We start from the raw sequence: 16806 nt of genomic DNA, 5'->3' as shown, positions 1-16806 counted from the left end.
CCGTGACACCGCTGACCGAATCACGACCTCTCACGACCGACTTCCCCCCGTCCCTGCTCGCCGGTTCCCGCGAGGGACTCGCCGAGGTGCTCGCCGCGCTCACCGAGGCCGTCGACGCCGCCTCCACCGCCCGCCGTCCGGCAGGGCCCGTCCCGTCCGGCACCCCCGCCGAGGTGCTGGCCGCCGCCTGCGCCGCGCTGGGGCCCGCCGAGCTGCCCGCCGAAGGGCTCGGGCCCAAGGCCGCGCTCCAACTGCTGGCCACGGTGCTGGCCGAGCACGGCGTCGACCTCTCCCACCCCCGGGCCGCCGCCCACTTGCAGCCGCCGACGCTGGCGGTCGCGGTCGCGGCGGACGCCCTCGCGAGCGCCCAGAACGCCTCGCTGGACACGTACGACTCCGGACCGTCGGCCATCGCCGTCGAACGCTGGCTCGTCGGTCTGCTGACGCGTCTCGCCGGGCTCGGGGAACGCGCCGACGGTGTCCTCACCCCGGGCGGCTCCCTGTCCAATCTGCTCGGCCTGCTGCTCGCGCGGGACGCCGCCGCCCACCGGCGCGGTGTCAACGCCCGTGAGGACGGCGTGGTGGGGCTGCCGGGCCCGGTGGTGTTCTGCTCCGAACTCGCCCACTTCTCCACCCATCGCGCCTGCGCCGCCCTCGGCCTCGGCGAGGCCGCCGTCCGCCCGCTGCCGGTGGACGAGCACCGTCGTATGCGGCCGGAGGCGCTGGCCGCCGCCCTCGACGCGCTCGGGCCCGACCGGACGCCCGTCGCCGTCGTCGCCACCGCCGGGACCACGGACTTCGGCTCCGTCGACCCGCTGCCGCAGATCGCCGAGATCGCCGCGGACCACGGCGTGTGGATGCACGTGGACGCCGCCTACGGGTTCGGCGCGCTGTTCTCCGAGCGGCTGGCCGGCCGGCTGGCGGGCCTGGAGCTGGCCGACTCGGTCACCCTCGACCTGCACAAGATCGGCTGGCTGCCCGCCGCCACGAGCGTGCTGCTCGTGTCCGACACGACGGCCTTCACCGCCCTCGACCGGCAGGTGGCCTACCTCAACCCGACCGACGACTCCGAGGCCGGCTACGACGGTCTGCTCGGCCGCAGCCTGCAGACCACGCGCCGCCCCGACGCGGTGAAGGCCGCCGCGACCCTGCTGACGTACGGCCGCAGCGGCATGGGCCGCATGGTCGACGCCTGCCACGACCTCGCCCGCCACGCCGAGCGGCGGATCCTCGCCGAACCCGACCTGGAACTCGTCGCCCCGGCCGAACTGACCACCGTGGTGTTCCGCTACCGGGGCGCGGACCCTGCGGCCGCCGACGCCCTCAACGGCGCCCTGCGCCGCCGCCTGCTGGAGTCCGGCACGGCCCTCGTCGGACGCACCGAGGCCGCGACCGCGGGCCCCGGTTCCCCGAAGCGGGTGTGCCTGAAGTTCACCCTGCTCAACCCGACCGCCACCACAGACGACATCGACGGCCTGGTGGACATCGTCCTCAACGCCGGCCGCACCTGTGAACGACTCCTCGAGGAGGGCGCCGCATGAGCATCACCACCGCGGCCTCGACCCCCGCCCCCGCCACCGGCTCCACCGACCCCCTGCACGCGCTGGACGCGCGCGGCGCCGCCGAACACGCCCACGTCGAGGCGCTGTTGCGCTGCTGGCTGCGCGAGACCGGCACTCCCGTCGCGCCCGGCCCGCTCCGGGTGGAGCTGCCGACAGCCGGCCTCGCCCTCGTCACCGAGGTGACCCACTGCTCGCCCACCGGCTGGCACCGGTTCGCGCCCACCCGGCTGGAGGGCCCCGGAGGGCCACTGGGCGCGGTCGCCGACCCCGTGACGGCGGTCGCGCTGCTGTCCACCGAGGCCGCCGTGCGCGGAGGCAGCCGACCCGGCGGCGTCCCGGCCGGTGAGGTCGCCGACCTGGTGGAGCGCACCGCCGAATCGGTGCGCCGCGTCGCCTCGTTCATCGCCGACCGGCGTACGCGCCCGCAGCCGCCGCCCGGGGTGGACGGCTTCCTCGACGCCGAACAGGGCCTGCTGCTGGGCCACTTGAACCACCCTGCGCCCAAGAGCCGGGACGGCGTCTCGGACCGTGACGCCGCCGCGTTCTCGCCCGAGCTGCGCGGCTCCTTCCGGCTGCACTGGTTCGCCGCCGACGCGTCGGTCGTCTCGCACGACGCGGTCGAGGGGGCGCCGTCCCTGGCGGGCCGGGACACCGTGGCACTCCTCGCCGACCTGGCCGGGCGGCGCCCGGACGACGGCCGGGTGCTGGTGCCCGCCCACCCCTGGCAGGCCCGCGACCTGCTGCACCGCCCGCGGATCAGGGCCCTGGTCGACTCGGGCGCCCTGGAGCCGCTCGGCGAGCTGGGCCCCGAGTGGTGGCCGACCTCCAGCGTGCGCACGGTGTACCGGCCGGGCGCCGACGTGATGCTCAAGCTGTCCCTCGGGCTGCGGCTGACCAACTCCCGCAGGGAGTCGACCCGTACGGAGCTGCGCCGCGGCCTGGAGATCAACCGGCTGCTGGACGCCGGGTACGCGGAGAGCACGTTCCTGGCCCACCCCGGCTTCGCGATCACCCGTGACCCGGCCTGGATCGCGGTCGACGAACCGGGCCGGCCGGAGGGCCCCGACGTGACCGGACTCGACGTCGCCGTACGCGAAGTGCCCCCGGACATCGCCGACTTGCGCTGTCTGGTGGGCCTGGTGGCGCCGCGTCCCGGTCTCGGCCGCAGCGCGCTCGGCGAACGGGTCGCCGGACTCGGCTCCGGGGCCGCCGAGCAGTGGACGGCCGACTACACCGACAAGGTGCTCGTGCCCATGCTGCACCTGTACGCCGCGACCGGCATCGGTCTGGAGGCCCACCAGCAGAACACCCTCGTCCGGCTGGACGAGCGGGGCCGGGTCACCGGCGGCACGTTCCGCGACAACCAGGGCTACTACCTCGCCGGTTCCTATCTGCCCGGTCTGCTGAAGCGGCTCGGCGCGGACTCCTCCACGCTGGCCGTCGTCGACGACGCCCTGGTCGACGACCGGCTGTCGTACTACCTGCTGCGCAACCAGGCCCTGTCGGTTGTGGGTTGTCTCGCCGTGGACGGTCTGGCGGACGAGCGGAGGCTGCTCGCCGTGCTCGCCGAGCGGCTGCGGGCCGCCCTGCCCGCGCTCGCTGAGGCGGGACCCGACGGCGACCGGCTGGCCCGCCGCTGGCTGGAGGCCGACACCCTGCCGTGCAAGGGCAATCTGCTCACCCGGCTGCACGGCATCGACGAAGTACTCGCACCCCTGGACGCCCAGTCCGTCTACCTGGATGCCCCCAACCCCTTGCGGGAGGCCGCAGCATGACGTCGTTACAGCCGGTACGGCGGGAGGCGGCCCCGGCCGCCGCCGTCCCCGGGCCGCCGCTCCCCCGCCTGGACGGCCCCTGGTCGGCGCGGGTCGCGCGGGCCGACGGCGCCGATCTGGACCTGGTGCACGGCTGGATGCGGTCGCCCCACATCGACGCCTTCTGGCACCAGGCGTGGCCGCGCGGGCGCTGGGCCGAGGAGATCGCCGGGCATCTGGCGGGCGACGCGATCCTGCCCGTGCTGATCGACCTGGACGGCCGGCCGCTGGCGTACATCGAGGTGTACCGGGTGCTGCGGGACCGGCTCGCGGAGCACTACCCGTACGCCCCGCGCGACTTGGGCGTGCACATCGCCATCGGCGAGGCGGACCGCACGGGGCGGGGCCTCGGCCGGTCGCTGCTGCGCGCCGTCGCCGAGGGCCTGCTGGCCGCCGATCCGGAGTGCGCCCGGGTGGTCGCGGAGCCCGACGTGAACAACGCGCCGTCCCTCAGGGCGTTCGCCGCCGCCGGTTTCCGGCCCGCCGGAGAGGTCGCGTTCCCGGACAAGACCGCCGCCCTGCTCGTCCGTCCGCGCCGTGAGGAGGACATGCCCCGATGACGGACCTGACCGCCGAGTACGACGTGGTGGCCATCGGCTGCGGCCCGTTCAACCTGGGCCTGGCCGCGCTGGCCTCGACCGTGGACGACCTCGATCTGGTGGTGCTGGAGGAGCGGCCGGAGCTGACCTGGCACCGCGGCATGATGTTCGGCGACGCCTCGATGCAGGTGAACTTCCTCGCCGACCTGGTCACTCTGGTCGCGCCCAGCCATCCGCTGTCGTTCCTGTCGTACCTCCACGACATGGACCGGCTCTACACGTTCACCGTGCGGGAGAACTTCTTCCCGTCCCGCCGCGAGTACGAGGACTACCTGCGCTGGGCGGCGGCGAGACTGCCCTCGGTGCACTTCTCGCACCGCGTGCAGGCCGTGCACTGGGACGACGCCGCCGAACGCTTCACGGTGCACGCCGTACGCGGCGACGGCGCGCGGGTACGGCTGCCCGCCCGCAACCTCGTCGTCGGCATCGGCACGGCACCGCACGTCCCGGACGCGCTGGCCGGCCTGCCCGAGGACAAGATCCTGCACACGTCGGAGTACCTGTACCGCACGGCGGAGGTGGCGGCGGCGGGCAAGGTGACGGTCGTCGGTTCGGGCCAGTCGGGCGCCGAGGTCGTCGTGGACCTGCTGGGCCGCAACATCGAGGGCGGTCCGGCGGTCAGCTGGCTGACCCGCACCGCGTCGTTCGCGCCGCTGGACTACACCAAGCTGGTGCTGGAGATGACGACCCCGGCCTACATGCAGTACTTCCACTCGCTGCCGGAGGACGTGCGCGACCGGCTGGTCGGCGAGCAGTGGCAGTTCTACAAGGGCATCTCCACCGACACCCTGGAGGAGGTCCACGAGCTGCTCTACCGGCGCCAGTTGGAGCACGGCCTGGCCGACGTGGAACTGCGCTTCGGGACCGCGGTGGAGTCGGCGGCCGTGGACGCGTCGGGGCGGGCGGTGCTGACGTGCCGGCACCGCGACACCGGCCAGGCCTTCGAGCACACCACCGACCTGGTGGTGGCCGCGACGGGCTACCGCAACCGGACGCCCGCCTTCCTGGCCCCGGTCGACGACCTGCTGCTGCGGGACCGCCGGGGCCGGCCCCGGGTCCGCCTGGACCACTCCGTCGAACTCGCCGACGGGATCACCGGCCGCGTCTTCGTCGCCAACGCCGAGGTGCACGCGCACGGCGTCTCCTCCCCCAACCTGGACATCGGAGCCGTCCGCAACGCGGCGATCCTCAACGCCGTCACCGGCCGCGAGACCTACCGGCTGCCGAAGAAGAGCGCGTTCACCACGTTTGAGGCACCGCGGCCCGCGTCGTAGCCGGATGGACCGGCCTTTCGCCGGCCCCGGAGGCCCCGGTGGTCCGGTGCGCGGGAAACCCCGCTCACCGGACCACCGCCACGACCAGCGCGACCGAGCGCCGCGCCCGCGTCGGCGGCCAGCTGGATCCTCGCCCCGGTCGGATCGCCGCCGGAGAGCCTCGTCCGGGCCGGGGCGTCGGCCACCCGTTCGGCCACGGCCGCCGCCCTGCCCTCCGCGGCGGCGGCCGACCGGCTCGTGACGGTGCCCCTGTCCGGCCTGCGCGCCCCGGGCGGCCACGCGCACCACCGCTGAGCGCCACGCACACCCCCGATCGGCACATCTGCCTGTACGAAATACCCCTAGGGGGTATATGGTTCTCCTGTCGTGGGGAGAGGCTCCGCCCCCCCACGACAGGCAACCCACGCACCCGGACCCAAGGATGTAGCCATGACCACTGAGACGAACTCCGGCACCGGCTCCTGCTGCGGCACCTGCGGCACCGGCACCACGACCGAGGCCCAGGGCGCCGGCGTCACCACCGTCTACAAGGTGTCGGGCATGACGTGCGGCCACTGCGAGGGCGCCGTTTCCGAGGAGCTCTCCGCCCTGGACGGCGTCACGGCGGTGAAGGCCGTCGCCAAGACCGGCGAAGTGACGGTCACCTCCACCGCCGCCCTCGACGAGGAGGCGGTCCGTGCCGCGGTGGACGAGGCGGGCTACGAGCTGGTCGGCCGCGCCTGACACCAGGGAAGAACGCGGGGCATCACGCTCCGACCGCGAGACCGAACAAGGAGGAAGGTCATGGACCACAGCGCGCACCACGCGGGCGCCGCTCACGGCCACAGCGGGCACGAAGGTCACCACGGCGGTGGACACGGCGACCACGGCGAACATGGCGGGCACGGCCGCGGGGCTTCCTGGTCCACGGCCGTGAAGGCGACGCTCCACTGCCTGACCGGATGCGCCATCGGCGAGATCCTCGGCATGGTCATCGGGACGGCGCTGGGCTGGGCCAACGTGCCCACCATGGTCCTGGCGATCACCCTGGCGTTCCTGTTCGGCTACTCGTTCACCCTGTTCGCGGTGGTCCGGGCCGGACTGGACCTGAAGGCCGCGATCAAGGTCGCGCTGGCGGCCGACACGGCCTCCATCGCCGTCATGGAGTTCGTGGACAACGCGATCATCGCCCTCACGCCGGGGGCCATGGACGCCCATCTGTCCGACGGACTGTTCTGGTCGGCCCTGCTGGGCGGCTTCGCGGTGGCCTTCGTGATCACCACGCCGGTCAACAAGTGGATGATCGGCCGCGGCAAGGGCCACGCGGTCGTCCACGCCTACCACTGACCACCAACGGGACCGATCAGCCCGGGGCACCTCGCGAGAGGCCACCCCGGGCTTCCCGTTCCTCGCCCCCCCCACCACCACCGCGCGACCGCCGGGCGCCCCTTGTCAGTGCCGTGCGCTTCACTGTCCGTCATGGAGCTGACGCGAGCGACCGTCAGCGACCTGCTGGGCCGACTCGGCCTCGCCTGAATCGTGCTGGAATGCCCACAGAAAGCGCATCGACGGAGGAATCGACATGAGCACCGTGGTCAGCGACCTGACGATCTCCGCCGACGGTTACTCGGCCGGGCTCCACCAGACCGAGGAACGCCCGTTCGGCGACGACGGCGGAGACGGCCGGGGGGACCGGTTGCACGCCTGGATGTTCGAGCACCCGGAGGAGAACCGCGCCGAGATCGACCGGCTCGGGGCGGCCGCCGCCTACGTGATGGGCCGCAACATGTTCGGGCCCGTGCGCGGCGAGTGGGACCGGGACTGGAACGGCTGGTGGGGCGACAACCCGCCGTTCCACGCCCCCGTCTTCGTGCTCACCCACTACCCGCGCGACCCGCAGCCGATGGCCGGCGGCACCACGTACCACTTCGTCACGGACGGAATCGAGTCCGCGCTGAGCCGGGCCCGCGAGGCGGCCGGGGACGGCGACGTGTCGATCCAGGGCGGCGCGACCACGATCAACCAGTACCTCGCCGCCGGCCTGATCGACGAACTGCGCCTGCACATCGTGCCCTTCACCCTCGGCAGCGGCACCCGCCTCTTCGACGGCGTGCCACCACTGAACCTCCAGCAGACCCGGTCCCGGGCGACCGACTCGGTCACGCACCTGACGTATCGCGTGCTCCGCTGATCCGTGGGAGCGGATCAAGAAGGCGGGCGAGGTCGACGTCCCCGAGGGGGTGGTCGTCTGCGGCATGCGGCACTTCTTCGCCTCAACTGCCTCACCACGGCATTCCCATCACCGACGTCGCCGAGTGGATGGGCCACAAGACCGTCGAGAACACCTTCAAGATCTACCGGCACCTCATGCCCGGCTCCATCAGCACAGCCGCCAAGACTGAGTTCGGCGAACCGCCAGCCGTGGCCCGGCGCGACGAGCGGCCGTACGGCTCGTCGCGCCGTTCGGCTCATCCGCCGGTCAGCTCCCTCCCGATGCGCCCCGCCCACTCCTCGATCTGCGTGAAGTCCCGGAAGTCCCCGCCTTTTCCGTTGCGCAGGATCATCCGGGCGACCCATCCCTTCGCTCCCTCCTCCAGGCAGCCCCCGAAGGTGACGTGTTCCTCGGCGTCGAGCCGGTTCATGGCCTCCTTCACACCGGGTACGGGCGGGATGTCCCGCTCCGAAGCCGAGGGGTCGAGTGGGCCGCTGCTGAAGAGCCAGAGCGGGCGTTCGACCAGTTCACGGCCGTGGCGGCGGACGAAGCGGCGGGCGTCTTTCTGCCAGCGGCCGGCGTACAGTCCGCCTCCGACCACCACGGCGTCGTACGGCGCCACGCTCGCCACGGACTGGGCAGGGAGTGCCTCGGCCGTGAGTCCTTCCTTGCTCATGACCTGCGCGATGGCCTCGGCGATCTGCGCGGTTGATCCGTTCGTCGACCCGTAGGCGACCAGCACGCTGGTGGGCATGGCGGTCCGCCTCCTCTCACAGTTGGCGCAGCCAGTCGTCGGCGACGCCGTGCAGCGCCTGGGCGTCGGGCTGGAGACGCGAGTCGTCCAGCCGGTGGGTGAGCTTGTCGACCACGCCGACCACGCCGTCGATCTGGCGGGTCATGGACACGGCGATCTCCGTCTCGCTCTTGCGCTCCATGTGGCCGGTGAGTGTGACGACCCCTTCGAACACGGAGACGTCGACCGTCTGGGGCGCCAACCAGAGTGTGCGGACCAGCACCTCGTCGATCACCTCCTGACGGATCTCCCTGTCGGGCCGCAGGAAGACCTGGAGCAGGTCGCGCCGGGTGACGATGCCGACCAGCCGTTCCTCCTCGTCCACGACGGGCAGCCGCTCGATGCGCCGCTGGGCCATGGTCCGGGCGGCTTCCACGATGGTGGCGTCGGCGCGCACGGTGACGGCCGGTTCGGTCATCAGCTGTCCGGCGGTGCGGGCCCGGGCCTTCACGGCCTGCCTCCGGGCGGTACGCGTCAGCCCCGAGAAGGGGAAGCGACGCTTCGGCGGCTCGAACGGATCCGGGGTCTCCGCCTGCCGGACCATGAGGTCCGTCTCGGAGATCACCCCGAGGACCTTCTGGTCCTCGTCGACGACCGGCAGTCCGCTGATCCGGTGGCCGGCCAGCAACCGTGCCACCTCCTTGAACGGAGTGCCGTACTCGGCACGGACGACCTCCATGGTCATCACGGAACCGACCTTGTGGTGCTTCATGGTTGTTTTCCCTCCTCAGCGGAGCCGGCGCAGGTACGGGTCCTGGGACCTGCGCGGCAGCAGGCGTACGCGCGCGTCGAGCACGGAGACTCCGCCCGGTGTCGCGAGTACGGGGTTGAAGTCGGCCTCGGCGAGCTGCGGCAGGTCGGCCGCCATCCGGGACAGCCGCAGCAGCAGTTGCTCCAGGCCTTCCAGGTCGACCGGCCCGCCGCCGCGCGCGCCGAAGAGCAGTGGGGCACAGCGCGGCGCGGTGATCAGGTCGTGCACGTCGTGGTCGGTGAGCGGGGCGAGCCGGGCGGCGTGATCGCCAAGGACCTCGGTCGCGGTGCCGCCCAGTCCGAACAGCACCAGCGGACCGAAGACCTCGTCCTGGACGACTCCGGCGAACAGTTCGGTGCCGCGCGCCGCGAGCGGCTGCACGACCACGCCGGTCAGCAGGCCCGCGAACCGGGTGCCGAAGTCCCGGAAGGCGGCGCGCACTTGCGCGTTGCCCTGGAGGTCGAGGTGGACGGCGCGCTGCTCGCTCTTGTGGACCAGCCCCGGCCAGTGGGCCTTCATCACCACGCGGCCGTCGGGGCCGCGCAGGCGGTCGGCGGCCATGACGGCATCGTCCTCGCTCTCGGCCCAGGCCCACGGGAGCTGTGGGATGCCGTAGCACGACAGGAGGCTGGCGCAGGTGCGTGGGTCGAGCCAGCCGCCGTCCGGGTTTTCGGCCAGGAAGGTCTCGGCGACCTGGTGAGCACGAGCCGTGTCGACTTCGTCGAGGTCGGGGATCGTCCCCGGCGGCCGGCTCAGCCAGACGGCGCGGCGGGCCGCGTGGGCGAGCGCCCTGGCCGCCGCCTGGGGCTCGGCGTACGACGGGATCGCGCCGCCGCCGGTGGCGGGCAACAGCGTGACCGGCAGGTCCTGTTCGAGCCGTATCGCAGCGACGGGCCGTGCCCGGCGGCCCGGGCCGTCGGTGAGGGCCTTGACGAGGTCGTCGCCGGTTGCCGCAGCGACGGCGGTCGGGACGAGGGCCAGCAGCACGGCGTCGATGCCGTGGTGGCGCGTGATCCGGTTTACGCAGTTCCTGAGCTGCTCCTCGGTCACCGCAGCGGTCGCGTCGACGGGGTTGCCGACGGCGGCGCCGTCGGGCAGCACGGCGAGCAGGTCGTCGACCAGTTCGGGCGGGAACGGCGGAAGGACGAGTCCTGCCTCCGCACAGGCGTCGGCAGCGAGGACTCCGGCTCCGCCCGCGTTGGTGACGATGGCGACGCGGGTGCCGGCCGGGAGCGGCTGGGCGTGCATCAGGGCGGCCGTTTCGAGGAGTTCGCCGACCGAACGGGTCGCGGTGATGCCGGCTTGGGTGAAGAGGGCCTGGCGGGTCATGGTGCGGGTGGCGGCGGCCGCGGTGTGCGAGGCGGCGGCACGACGGCCCGCCTCGGTGCGGCCCGCGTCGACGGTGAGTACCGGCATGTGGCGGGTCACGCGGCGGGCGGTGCGGGAGAACGCCCGCGGGTTGCCGAAGGACTCCAGGTGCAGCAGGGCGAGATCGGTACGGCGGTCGCTCTCCCACCACTGGAGCATGTCGTTGCCGCTGACGTCGTACTTGTCGCCGAGCGAGGCGAAGGACGACACGCCGATGCCGAGCCGGGACAGCCCGTCGAGCAGCGCGATGCCGACGCCTCCGGACTGTACGGCCACGCCTGCGGTGCCGGGACGTGGATGGTCGGCTGCGAAGGTGGCATCCAGAGAGAGCTCGGGGTCGGTGTTGGAGACGCCGAGGCAGTTCGGCCCGACGAGCCGCATGCCGTGTGTACGGCAGGCGGCCATCAGTGCTGCGGCCTGGTCGCCGTCGAGGCCGGCGGAGACGACGAGGAGGGCCCGTACGCCCGCCTTGCCGCACTCCTCGGCGGTGGCCGGGATCGCCGCGCCCGGCACCGCGACGACCACGAGATCGGGCGTCTTGGGCAGCGCGCTGACCGACGGATAGGAGCGCACACCGAGGATCGCCGAGGCACGTGGGTTCACGGCGAACAGACGCCCGGAGAACCCGCCGGTGTGCAGGTGGTGGAGGATGGCCCGCCCCACCGACCCGGGCTTGCGCCCGGCGCCGACGACGGCGATGGTGCCCGGCCGCAGCAACGGGACCAGGCTGGCCATGTTGGCCGCCCGACCGCGGGCCTCGACGGCCGAGAGGTAGGTGTCGTCCTCGCCGAGTTCGACCGTGCACCGCACCTCCGGCCCCTCGAAGCGGCGGGTCGTGCGCAGGCCCAGGTCGGCGAAGAGCTTCAGCACCTCGTGGTTCTCGCTGAGCGCGTCGGCGGTGAACGTGGTGATGCCCTCCGCGCGGGCGGCTGAGACCAGGTGCTCGACGAGGAGGGTGCCGACACCGCGGTGGTGCAGTCCGTCGGCCACGGCTATGGAGATGTCCGCCGTGGTCGTGTCGTCGCCACTGGCGTACTCGGCGAGGCCGATCACCTGACCGTGCGTCTCGGCCAGCAGTGCCCGGTAGCCGGAGTTCGGCGGAGCACAGGCCCGGTCTGCGGCCATGGCGGCGGAACGCCGGCTCACCGCGAAGAACCTCAGGCGCAGGTTCTCCGGGGACATCTCCTCGTACAGCCCCTGCACCTGCTCGTGGTCGCCGGGCTCCACGGGGCGGATGCACACGGTGGTGCCGTCCGCTAGCAGGGCGTGGGCGGTGCGTGGGCCGAGCACGTCGTTCGTCATGACGGGCCTCCTCCGAACCTCGTGACGCTTCGAGGATCCGGCTCGCGGGAGGGCCGTCCCAGGGGCTGTCTGGGGGCGAGCCTGGGGCCGGTCGGCCCTAATCCGGGGCCTTGGCACCCCCGCCGGCCGATGGTCGGAGTGGGACGAGCCCGGCCGAGCGACACTGCGCCCTCCTGTGGTCGATCAGGCACGGGCAGGCCTGCTCCCGCGCTGAGGAAGAGACGCCGGGCCACGGGGAGGGCACGTCAAGGCGCGGCAGCTCGGGCAGTTGACGGACTCCGCGGCCCGTTCGGCCTATCGGGGGCATCCGTGCCGTGATGGATCCTCGTTCCGGACAGGAAGGAGCGCCATGATCCAGAACTCGGGCGGGGCTGCTCCAGGGTGGCACCGCCTGACGCCCGGGCTGGCTGTGCTCCTCGGTTACCGGCCTGCGTGGCTGAAAGGTGACCTGCTGGCCGGGGCGACGGTGGCGGCATATCTGGTTCCGCAGGTCATGGCGTACGAGGGCGTGGCCGGGCTGCCGCCCGTCGCCGGTCCGTGGGCGATCCTGCCCGCGCTCGTCGTGTGTCCCCCGCTCGGCTCATCGCGCCTGCTCTCGGTCGGCCCGGAGTCGACAACCGCACTGATGACGGCGGCAGTGGTCGCCCCTCTCGCTGCCGGCGACCCGGCGCGCTACGCCACGCTGGCCGCCGCGCTCGCGATCACGGTCGGGCTACTGCGCGTAGTGGCGTGGGCGGTCCGGCTGGGCTTCGTCGCGGACCTGCTGTCCCGTCCGGTACTGATCGGTTATCTGGCAGGTGGGACGCTGGTCATGCTGGTGGATCAGCTGCCGGAACTCGCCGGGGCGGACACGACAGGCTCGTCGTTCTTCCCCCAGCTGTGGTCGTTCGTACGGGATCTCCGGGACGGTCACTTGGCCACCATCGTCTTCTCCGCCGTCGCAATCACGTTCCTCTTCGCGATGCCCCGGTTCTCCGTGCATTCCCGGGCCCGCTGCTCGCCGCCGCCCTCGGTACGGCAGCCGTGGCCGTGTTCGACCTCGACAACCGGCACGGCATCCGGACGATCGGCGACGTACCGGCCGGGCTGCCAGATCTCGCCGTGCCGGACCTGACCGAGACTCCGCACTTGCTGCTGCCCGCCGTGGGCGTCCTCCTCGTCGGTTACACCGACGTCATCCTCACGGCGCGGGCGTTCGACGATCGCGCCGCCGCAGGGTCCGGGCTCGACGCCAACCAGGAGTTCCTGGCCCTGGGCACCGCCAACCTGGGTTCGGGCGTACTGCACGGCTTCCCGGTCAGCAGCAGCGCGAGCCGCACCGCGCTCGCCTCCTCGGCGGGCGCACGCAGTCCGGCGTACACCCTGGTGGCGGGCGCGGGGGTGCTCGCCGTTCTGCTCTTCCTCAGTCCGCTGCTGAGCAGCACCCCGTCCGCAGTGCTGGGTGCCCTCGTCGTGTACGCCGCGATCCGCATGATCGACCTGGCGGGCTTCCGCCGGCTGGCGTCGTTCCGCCGCAGGGAGCTGTTCCTGGCCTTCGCCCGCCTGGCCGGGGTGCTGGCCCTGGACATCCTGTACGGCGTGCTGGTCGCCGTCGGCCTGTCCGTGGCGGAGCTGCTGACCCGGGTGGCCCGCCCGCACGACGCCGTCGAGGGCCTGGTCCCGGGCGTTGCGGGCATGCACGACATCGACGACTACCCCCAAGCCCGTACGATCCCCGGCCTGCTGGTATACCGCTACGACTCCGCCGCGGACTGAGCCGCCGGGGCGTCGTCTTCGCCCTCGCCCGCGTGAAAGCAGGACCTGAGGGACGAGTTGGAGGCCTACGGTCTTTCGGAGTCGGTCGGCCGCGACCTGATCTTTCCCACGCTGCCCACCGCTGTGGCCGCGTATGGGAAGTGGTGCCGCGACCACTGAGCCGTCCCTGGGCCGGACAGCCACAGCGCCACGGTCCGGAGCGCACCTCGGCGGTTCCCGTCGGCCTACAGGGCCGAAAGGCCCCACCCCACCTCCTTGGTTTGGCACCGGTTGGCCCTGCGATCGCGTCTGGCCAGCCCATCCCGTCGCGCACTCCTGTCTGTCACTTTCCTGAAGGTGACGAGAAGGAGCGGACCGATGCGCGGAGATCTTCAGACGAAGAGGAAGCACAAGCGAACGGGCCTGGGCCTGTGGCGATGGCGGAGCAATCCGCTTAGGCGACGCGATGACGTCATGGAAGGGTGGCTCCTGCTGGCCCTGTGGGCACTGATCGTGGTGGGTGGAACGCTCGCCGGGGTGATGACCGCCCGAGCCGCCGAGGCGGAGTTCGCCCGGCAGCGGGCCGAGCTGGCCCCGGTCCGGGCTGTACTCGTCGCCGATGTCCCGCGCACCGCTTCCAGGGACTCGGGCGTGGTCAGCGGCAAGGCTCTGGCGAAGGTGCGCTGGACAGCGCACGACGGCGCCACCCGCACCGACAGGACACTCGTGGACGCTGGGCAGCAGGCGGGCACCAAGATCACGGTCTGGACCGACGGAAAAGGGCACATCCGTACGAAACCATCCACTCCCGCCGAGGAAGCCGTCGAGGCCGGCGTCCTCGGAGCCGTAGCCGCCCTCGCCCTCGGCGGCGCCGTCTTCGCCGTCGGCCGCACCGCACGCTGGTGGCTGGACCGACGGCGCATCGAGCAGTGGGGCAGGGATTGGGACCTGGTGGGCCCGCAGTGGGGGCAAACGACCCGCTGATCCAGAGCCCATCACGCGGCACCGGTCGGTGCGCGAGTCCGGCAGCCTTCCCGGAGAGCACAGCACGACCAGGCCGTGCTGGGGGGTGGGTGGCGAGCCATTGGTCCCCGAGCGCAGAGCCAGTTCCGTGGCGACACGCTTTCCAACGTTCGTCGGGGGACCTCAGACGCACAGGGGCATGCTGACCCGCCACAGGGCGGTGCGCTGGATGGATGGTGGACTGCGCTGGACGCTGGTGAACGCAACCAGAACTGCAACGAGGGAACCGGCTCATTTCCTGCTCAGGACGCCATCGGGCGAGGACCTGGGCTCAGGCGGAGGCGAGATGGTGCGGTGCCGCCGGTCAGGGGAGGTGCGGCTCGTCATTGTTCCGATGTGCTGTCAATGGCGCTACGCGATGCTGTACTGGGCGACGCCGAACACGAGGGTGCGCGGGTTGCGCTGGATCACGCCGGGCAGTTTCCTGGCGCTGGTGATCTGGATGATCGCCTCGGCCGGGTTCGCGCTGTACGTGGCGAACTCCGCCTCGTACAACAAGACCTACGGCACCTTCGCCGGCGTCATCATCTTCCTGATCTGGTTGTGGATCACGAATCTGGCGATCCTGCTGGGCCTGGAGTGCGACGCCGAGCTGGCCCGCCAACGCGCCGTCGCCGGTGGTCACCCGGCCGAGGAAGAGCCGTACGTCGAGCCGCGCGACACCCGGAAGTGGGACGACGAGGACCGCCGCCGTCTTAAGTCCTGACAGTGGGAAGCCCGGCCGCGAGCCTCACCCAGGGGCCGCCAGTGGGTTCTCCCTAGGTCTCGCGGCAGGGAAGGCGATCGATCACGGCACGTGTGTGAAGCGACCCTGGACGGGAAGTCGGCTGCTCATGGGAACAATGGTGGATCTGCACGACGGGGATCGCCTGCTGGCCAGAAGGGTCATCGGGTGGGGACCATCCTGGGTGCGGCGGGTCGCGCACGCGGTGCAGGAAGCGGCCGAGCACACCAAGTTGTGGTTGGCGACGGCCGGAGCGATGGCTGCGTTTGGCGGGTGGCGCGGCCGTACGGCCGCTGCTGCGGGGGTGGCGGCCATGACGGCGGCTCAAGTGCTGTCCAACGGGTTTGCCAAGCAGCTGTACCGGAGACGCCGCCCACCGCGGGAATGGGTCCCGTCGGAGGAACTCCATGAGCGCGCGGACAGCTCTTCCTTCCCCTCTGGGCACACCGCCGCTGCCTTCGCTTTCGCGGGTGCCGTCGCGCCAGTGTGGCCTGCCGCCGGGTCCGCCTGCGGGGTGTCGGCGGCGCTGGTGGCCGCGGAGCGCGTGCACAGCGGGGCTCACTACCCCTCCGACGTGGCCGCCGGCGCCGTGATCGGCTTGGCGGCGGCCGCTATGGTACGGGGCGCACCGCATCTGCTGCGGCGACGAGTGCTCTGACGGGCGGTCAGGCGGTGCCGCGGGGGTACCCGGACTGCCGACCGGAGCAAGGGGCAGGCCAAGGCCGTGCGAACGCTCGCCGGTCCTGTCGGAGACGCAGACGAAGGACAGATGAAAGGCAGGCGGGCATCCATGACAGCAGACAGCTCGCACCGCACCGATGCCGGAGCGCAGGCACCGGTGAGCGACCTGGTCCAGCGTGCCTGCCACCCCGACCGACTCCGCGACGGTGAGGCGCCCGTCGGCCGGCACGCGGTCGCCCGCCTCCAGCAGGACCACATCCCCGGGCACCAGGGTGTGCGCCTCCACCACCGTCACGCCGCACCCTGGCAGTGGGCACCAGCATGCGGCGCAGCGCCTCCAGGCTGCGTTCGGCGCGCCGCTGAGCGTCCGGTCACTCCATACCCCACGGGTATGGCCATCCGAGTCGGATGACTCGGGGCCGAACGGCCCTGACACCACCCCCTTCGTCCTCTCCCCGAGTCGTTCCGGCAGCGCTGAACTGGATATCGACAGCAGTCGAGGCTCAGGAGGAGACGTGGCCATGCAACGGACAGAGCCGAAGATCACAACCTCGTGGCTTCCGGAAGTGGACGTGCACCAGCTCGAAGTCACCCATGTCGACGGCGACGCCTACGCCATCGAGACCGGGGCCACCGGCTGACGGTCGACCAGCCAGAGGAAGCGGGCGGTCAGGACTCCGCTCCCACGCCGACAGAGCTGTTCGCGGCGTCCCTCGCCACGTGCGTCGCCTTCTACGCGGGTCGCTACCTCCACCGGCACGGCCTGGACCGCGCGGGACTGCGGGTCCGTACGCGGTTCACCATGGCCACCGATCGGCCGGCCCGGGTCGCATCCGTCCACATGACGATCGCCCCGCCGCCCGGGCTGTCCGAGCAGCGCCGCGCGGCCTTGCTCGCCGTAGCCTCGCACTGCACCGTCCACAACACGCTCCACCAGCCACCCGAGATCGGCGTCGAACTGGAGGCATGAGCGCACGCGGACGCACCCAG

13 protein-coding genes and 4 pseudogenes are annotated in these 16806 nt (G+C 72.2%); 13 read left to right on the top strand and 4 right to left on the bottom strand.

Translation table 11 applies throughout. The features are described 5' to 3' along the window. Nucleotides 1–2: 2 nt before the first annotated feature. The 8 genes and pseudogenes from ACZ7D7_RS08710 to ACZ7D7_RS08675 all read left to right on the top strand — a co-directional run. A complete protein-coding gene (locus tag ACZ7D7_RS08710) occupies nucleotides 3–1541 on the top strand; it encodes a pyridoxal phosphate-dependent decarboxylase family protein (RefSeq protein ID WP_470823249.1) in 1539 nt (512 codons plus the stop codon). Further along, entirely contained in the window at nucleotides 1538–3337 is a 1800-nt protein-coding gene (locus ACZ7D7_RS08705) for an IucA/IucC family protein (RefSeq protein WP_470823248.1), read from the top strand. Before ACZ7D7_RS08710 ends, ACZ7D7_RS08705 begins: the two co-directional genes overlap by 4 nt. Beyond that, nucleotides 3334–3936, top strand: coding sequence for a GNAT family N-acetyltransferase (locus ACZ7D7_RS08700; RefSeq protein WP_470823247.1), 603 nt, complete (start codon nucleotides 3334–3336; stop codon nucleotides 3934–3936). Before ACZ7D7_RS08705 ends, ACZ7D7_RS08700 begins: the two co-directional genes overlap by 4 nt. Then, a complete protein-coding gene (locus ACZ7D7_RS08695; protein ID WP_470823246.1) occupies nucleotides 3933–5249 on the top strand; it encodes a lysine N(6)-hydroxylase/L-ornithine N(5)-oxygenase family protein in 1317 nt (438 codons plus the stop codon). Before ACZ7D7_RS08700 ends, ACZ7D7_RS08695 begins: the two co-directional genes overlap by 4 nt. 429 nt (nucleotides 5250–5678) lie before the next feature. After that, complete coding sequence (locus ACZ7D7_RS08690; RefSeq protein ID WP_470823245.1) at nucleotides 5679–5972, top strand: heavy-metal-associated domain-containing protein; 294 nt, start codon at nucleotides 5679–5681, stop codon at nucleotides 5970–5972. A gap of 60 nt (nucleotides 5973–6032) precedes the next feature. Continuing rightward, nucleotides 6033–6575: a DUF4396 domain-containing protein gene (locus tag ACZ7D7_RS08685; RefSeq protein ID WP_470823244.1), complete on the top strand. Its 543-nt coding sequence runs from the start codon at nucleotides 6033–6035 to the stop codon at nucleotides 6573–6575. 235 nt (nucleotides 6576–6810) lie between these two features. Beyond that, the gene (locus ACZ7D7_RS08680; protein ID WP_470823243.1) at nucleotides 6811–7419 is read left to right on the top strand and encodes a dihydrofolate reductase family protein; all 609 of its coding nucleotides are present in this window, start codon (nucleotides 6811–6813) and stop codon (nucleotides 7417–7419) included. A 4-nt stretch (nucleotides 7420–7423) separates the two neighbouring features. Beyond that, nucleotides 7424–7625: pseudogene (locus ACZ7D7_RS08675) on the top strand (tyrosine-type recombinase/integrase); the annotation flags it as partial. 71 nt (nucleotides 7626–7696) lie between these two features. On the opposite strand, the gene ACZ7D7_RS08670 reads toward ACZ7D7_RS08675, so the two are convergent. Genes ACZ7D7_RS08670 through ACZ7D7_RS08660 form a run of 3 tightly spaced genes read right to left on the bottom strand, consistent with a single transcriptional unit; the run spans nucleotide 7697 to nucleotide 11654 of the window. Further along, nucleotides 7697–8194: a flavodoxin domain-containing protein gene (locus tag ACZ7D7_RS08670; protein ID WP_470823242.1), complete on the bottom strand. Its 498-nt coding sequence runs from the start codon at nucleotides 8192–8194 to the stop codon at nucleotides 7697–7699. 16 nt (nucleotides 8195–8210) lie between these two features. Further along, nucleotides 8211–8945: a CBS domain-containing protein gene (locus ACZ7D7_RS08665; RefSeq protein WP_470823241.1), complete on the bottom strand. Its 735-nt coding sequence runs from the start codon at nucleotides 8943–8945 to the stop codon at nucleotides 8211–8213. A gap of 15 nt (nucleotides 8946–8960) precedes the next feature. Then, nucleotides 8961–11654, bottom strand: a complete 2694-nt coding sequence (locus ACZ7D7_RS08660) for a bifunctional acetate--CoA ligase family protein/GNAT family N-acetyltransferase (RefSeq protein ID WP_470823240.1) — start codon at nucleotides 11652–11654, stop codon at nucleotides 8961–8963. Nucleotides 11655–12003: 349 nt separating this feature from the next. On the opposite strand from ACZ7D7_RS08660, the pseudogene ACZ7D7_RS08655 reads away from it, so the two are divergent. The 4 genes and pseudogenes from ACZ7D7_RS08655 (at nucleotide 12004) to ACZ7D7_RS08640 (ending at nucleotide 15793) form a co-directional block, all read left to right on the top strand. Continuing rightward, nucleotides 12004–13568 (top strand): annotated as a pseudogene (locus ACZ7D7_RS08655) (SulP family inorganic anion transporter). 294 nt (nucleotides 13569–13862) lie between these two features. After that, entirely contained in the window at nucleotides 13863–14372 is a 510-nt protein-coding gene (locus ACZ7D7_RS08650) for an Rv1733c family protein (protein WP_470823239.1), read from the top strand. Between the two features lie 394 nt (nucleotides 14373–14766). Next, nucleotides 14767–15117, top strand: a pseudogene (locus tag ACZ7D7_RS08645) (YihY/virulence factor BrkB family protein); the annotation flags it as partial. Between the two features lie 127 nt (nucleotides 15118–15244). Beyond that, complete coding sequence (locus ACZ7D7_RS08640) at nucleotides 15245–15793, top strand: phosphatase PAP2 family protein (RefSeq protein ID WP_470823238.1); 549 nt, start codon at nucleotides 15245–15247, stop codon at nucleotides 15791–15793. Nucleotides 15794–16057: 264 nt separating this feature from the next. Here ACZ7D7_RS08640 and ACZ7D7_RS08635 read toward each other — a convergent pair. Then, nucleotides 16058–16339 (bottom strand): annotated as a pseudogene (locus ACZ7D7_RS08635) (hypothetical protein); the annotation flags it as partial. 114 nt (nucleotides 16340–16453) lie between these two features. Between ACZ7D7_RS08635 and ACZ7D7_RS08630 the strand changes: the two are divergent. Continuing rightward, nucleotides 16454–16786: an OsmC family protein gene (locus tag ACZ7D7_RS08630; RefSeq protein WP_470823688.1), complete on the top strand. Its 333-nt coding sequence runs from the start codon at nucleotides 16454–16456 to the stop codon at nucleotides 16784–16786. Nucleotides 16787–16806: the final 20 nt, after the last annotated feature.

The organism is Streptomyces sp. NPDC037054, from assembly GCF_055606745.1.
The sequence above is the reverse complement of the archived record's forward strand: the minus strand, read 5'-3'. Positions and strand labels throughout refer to the sequence as shown.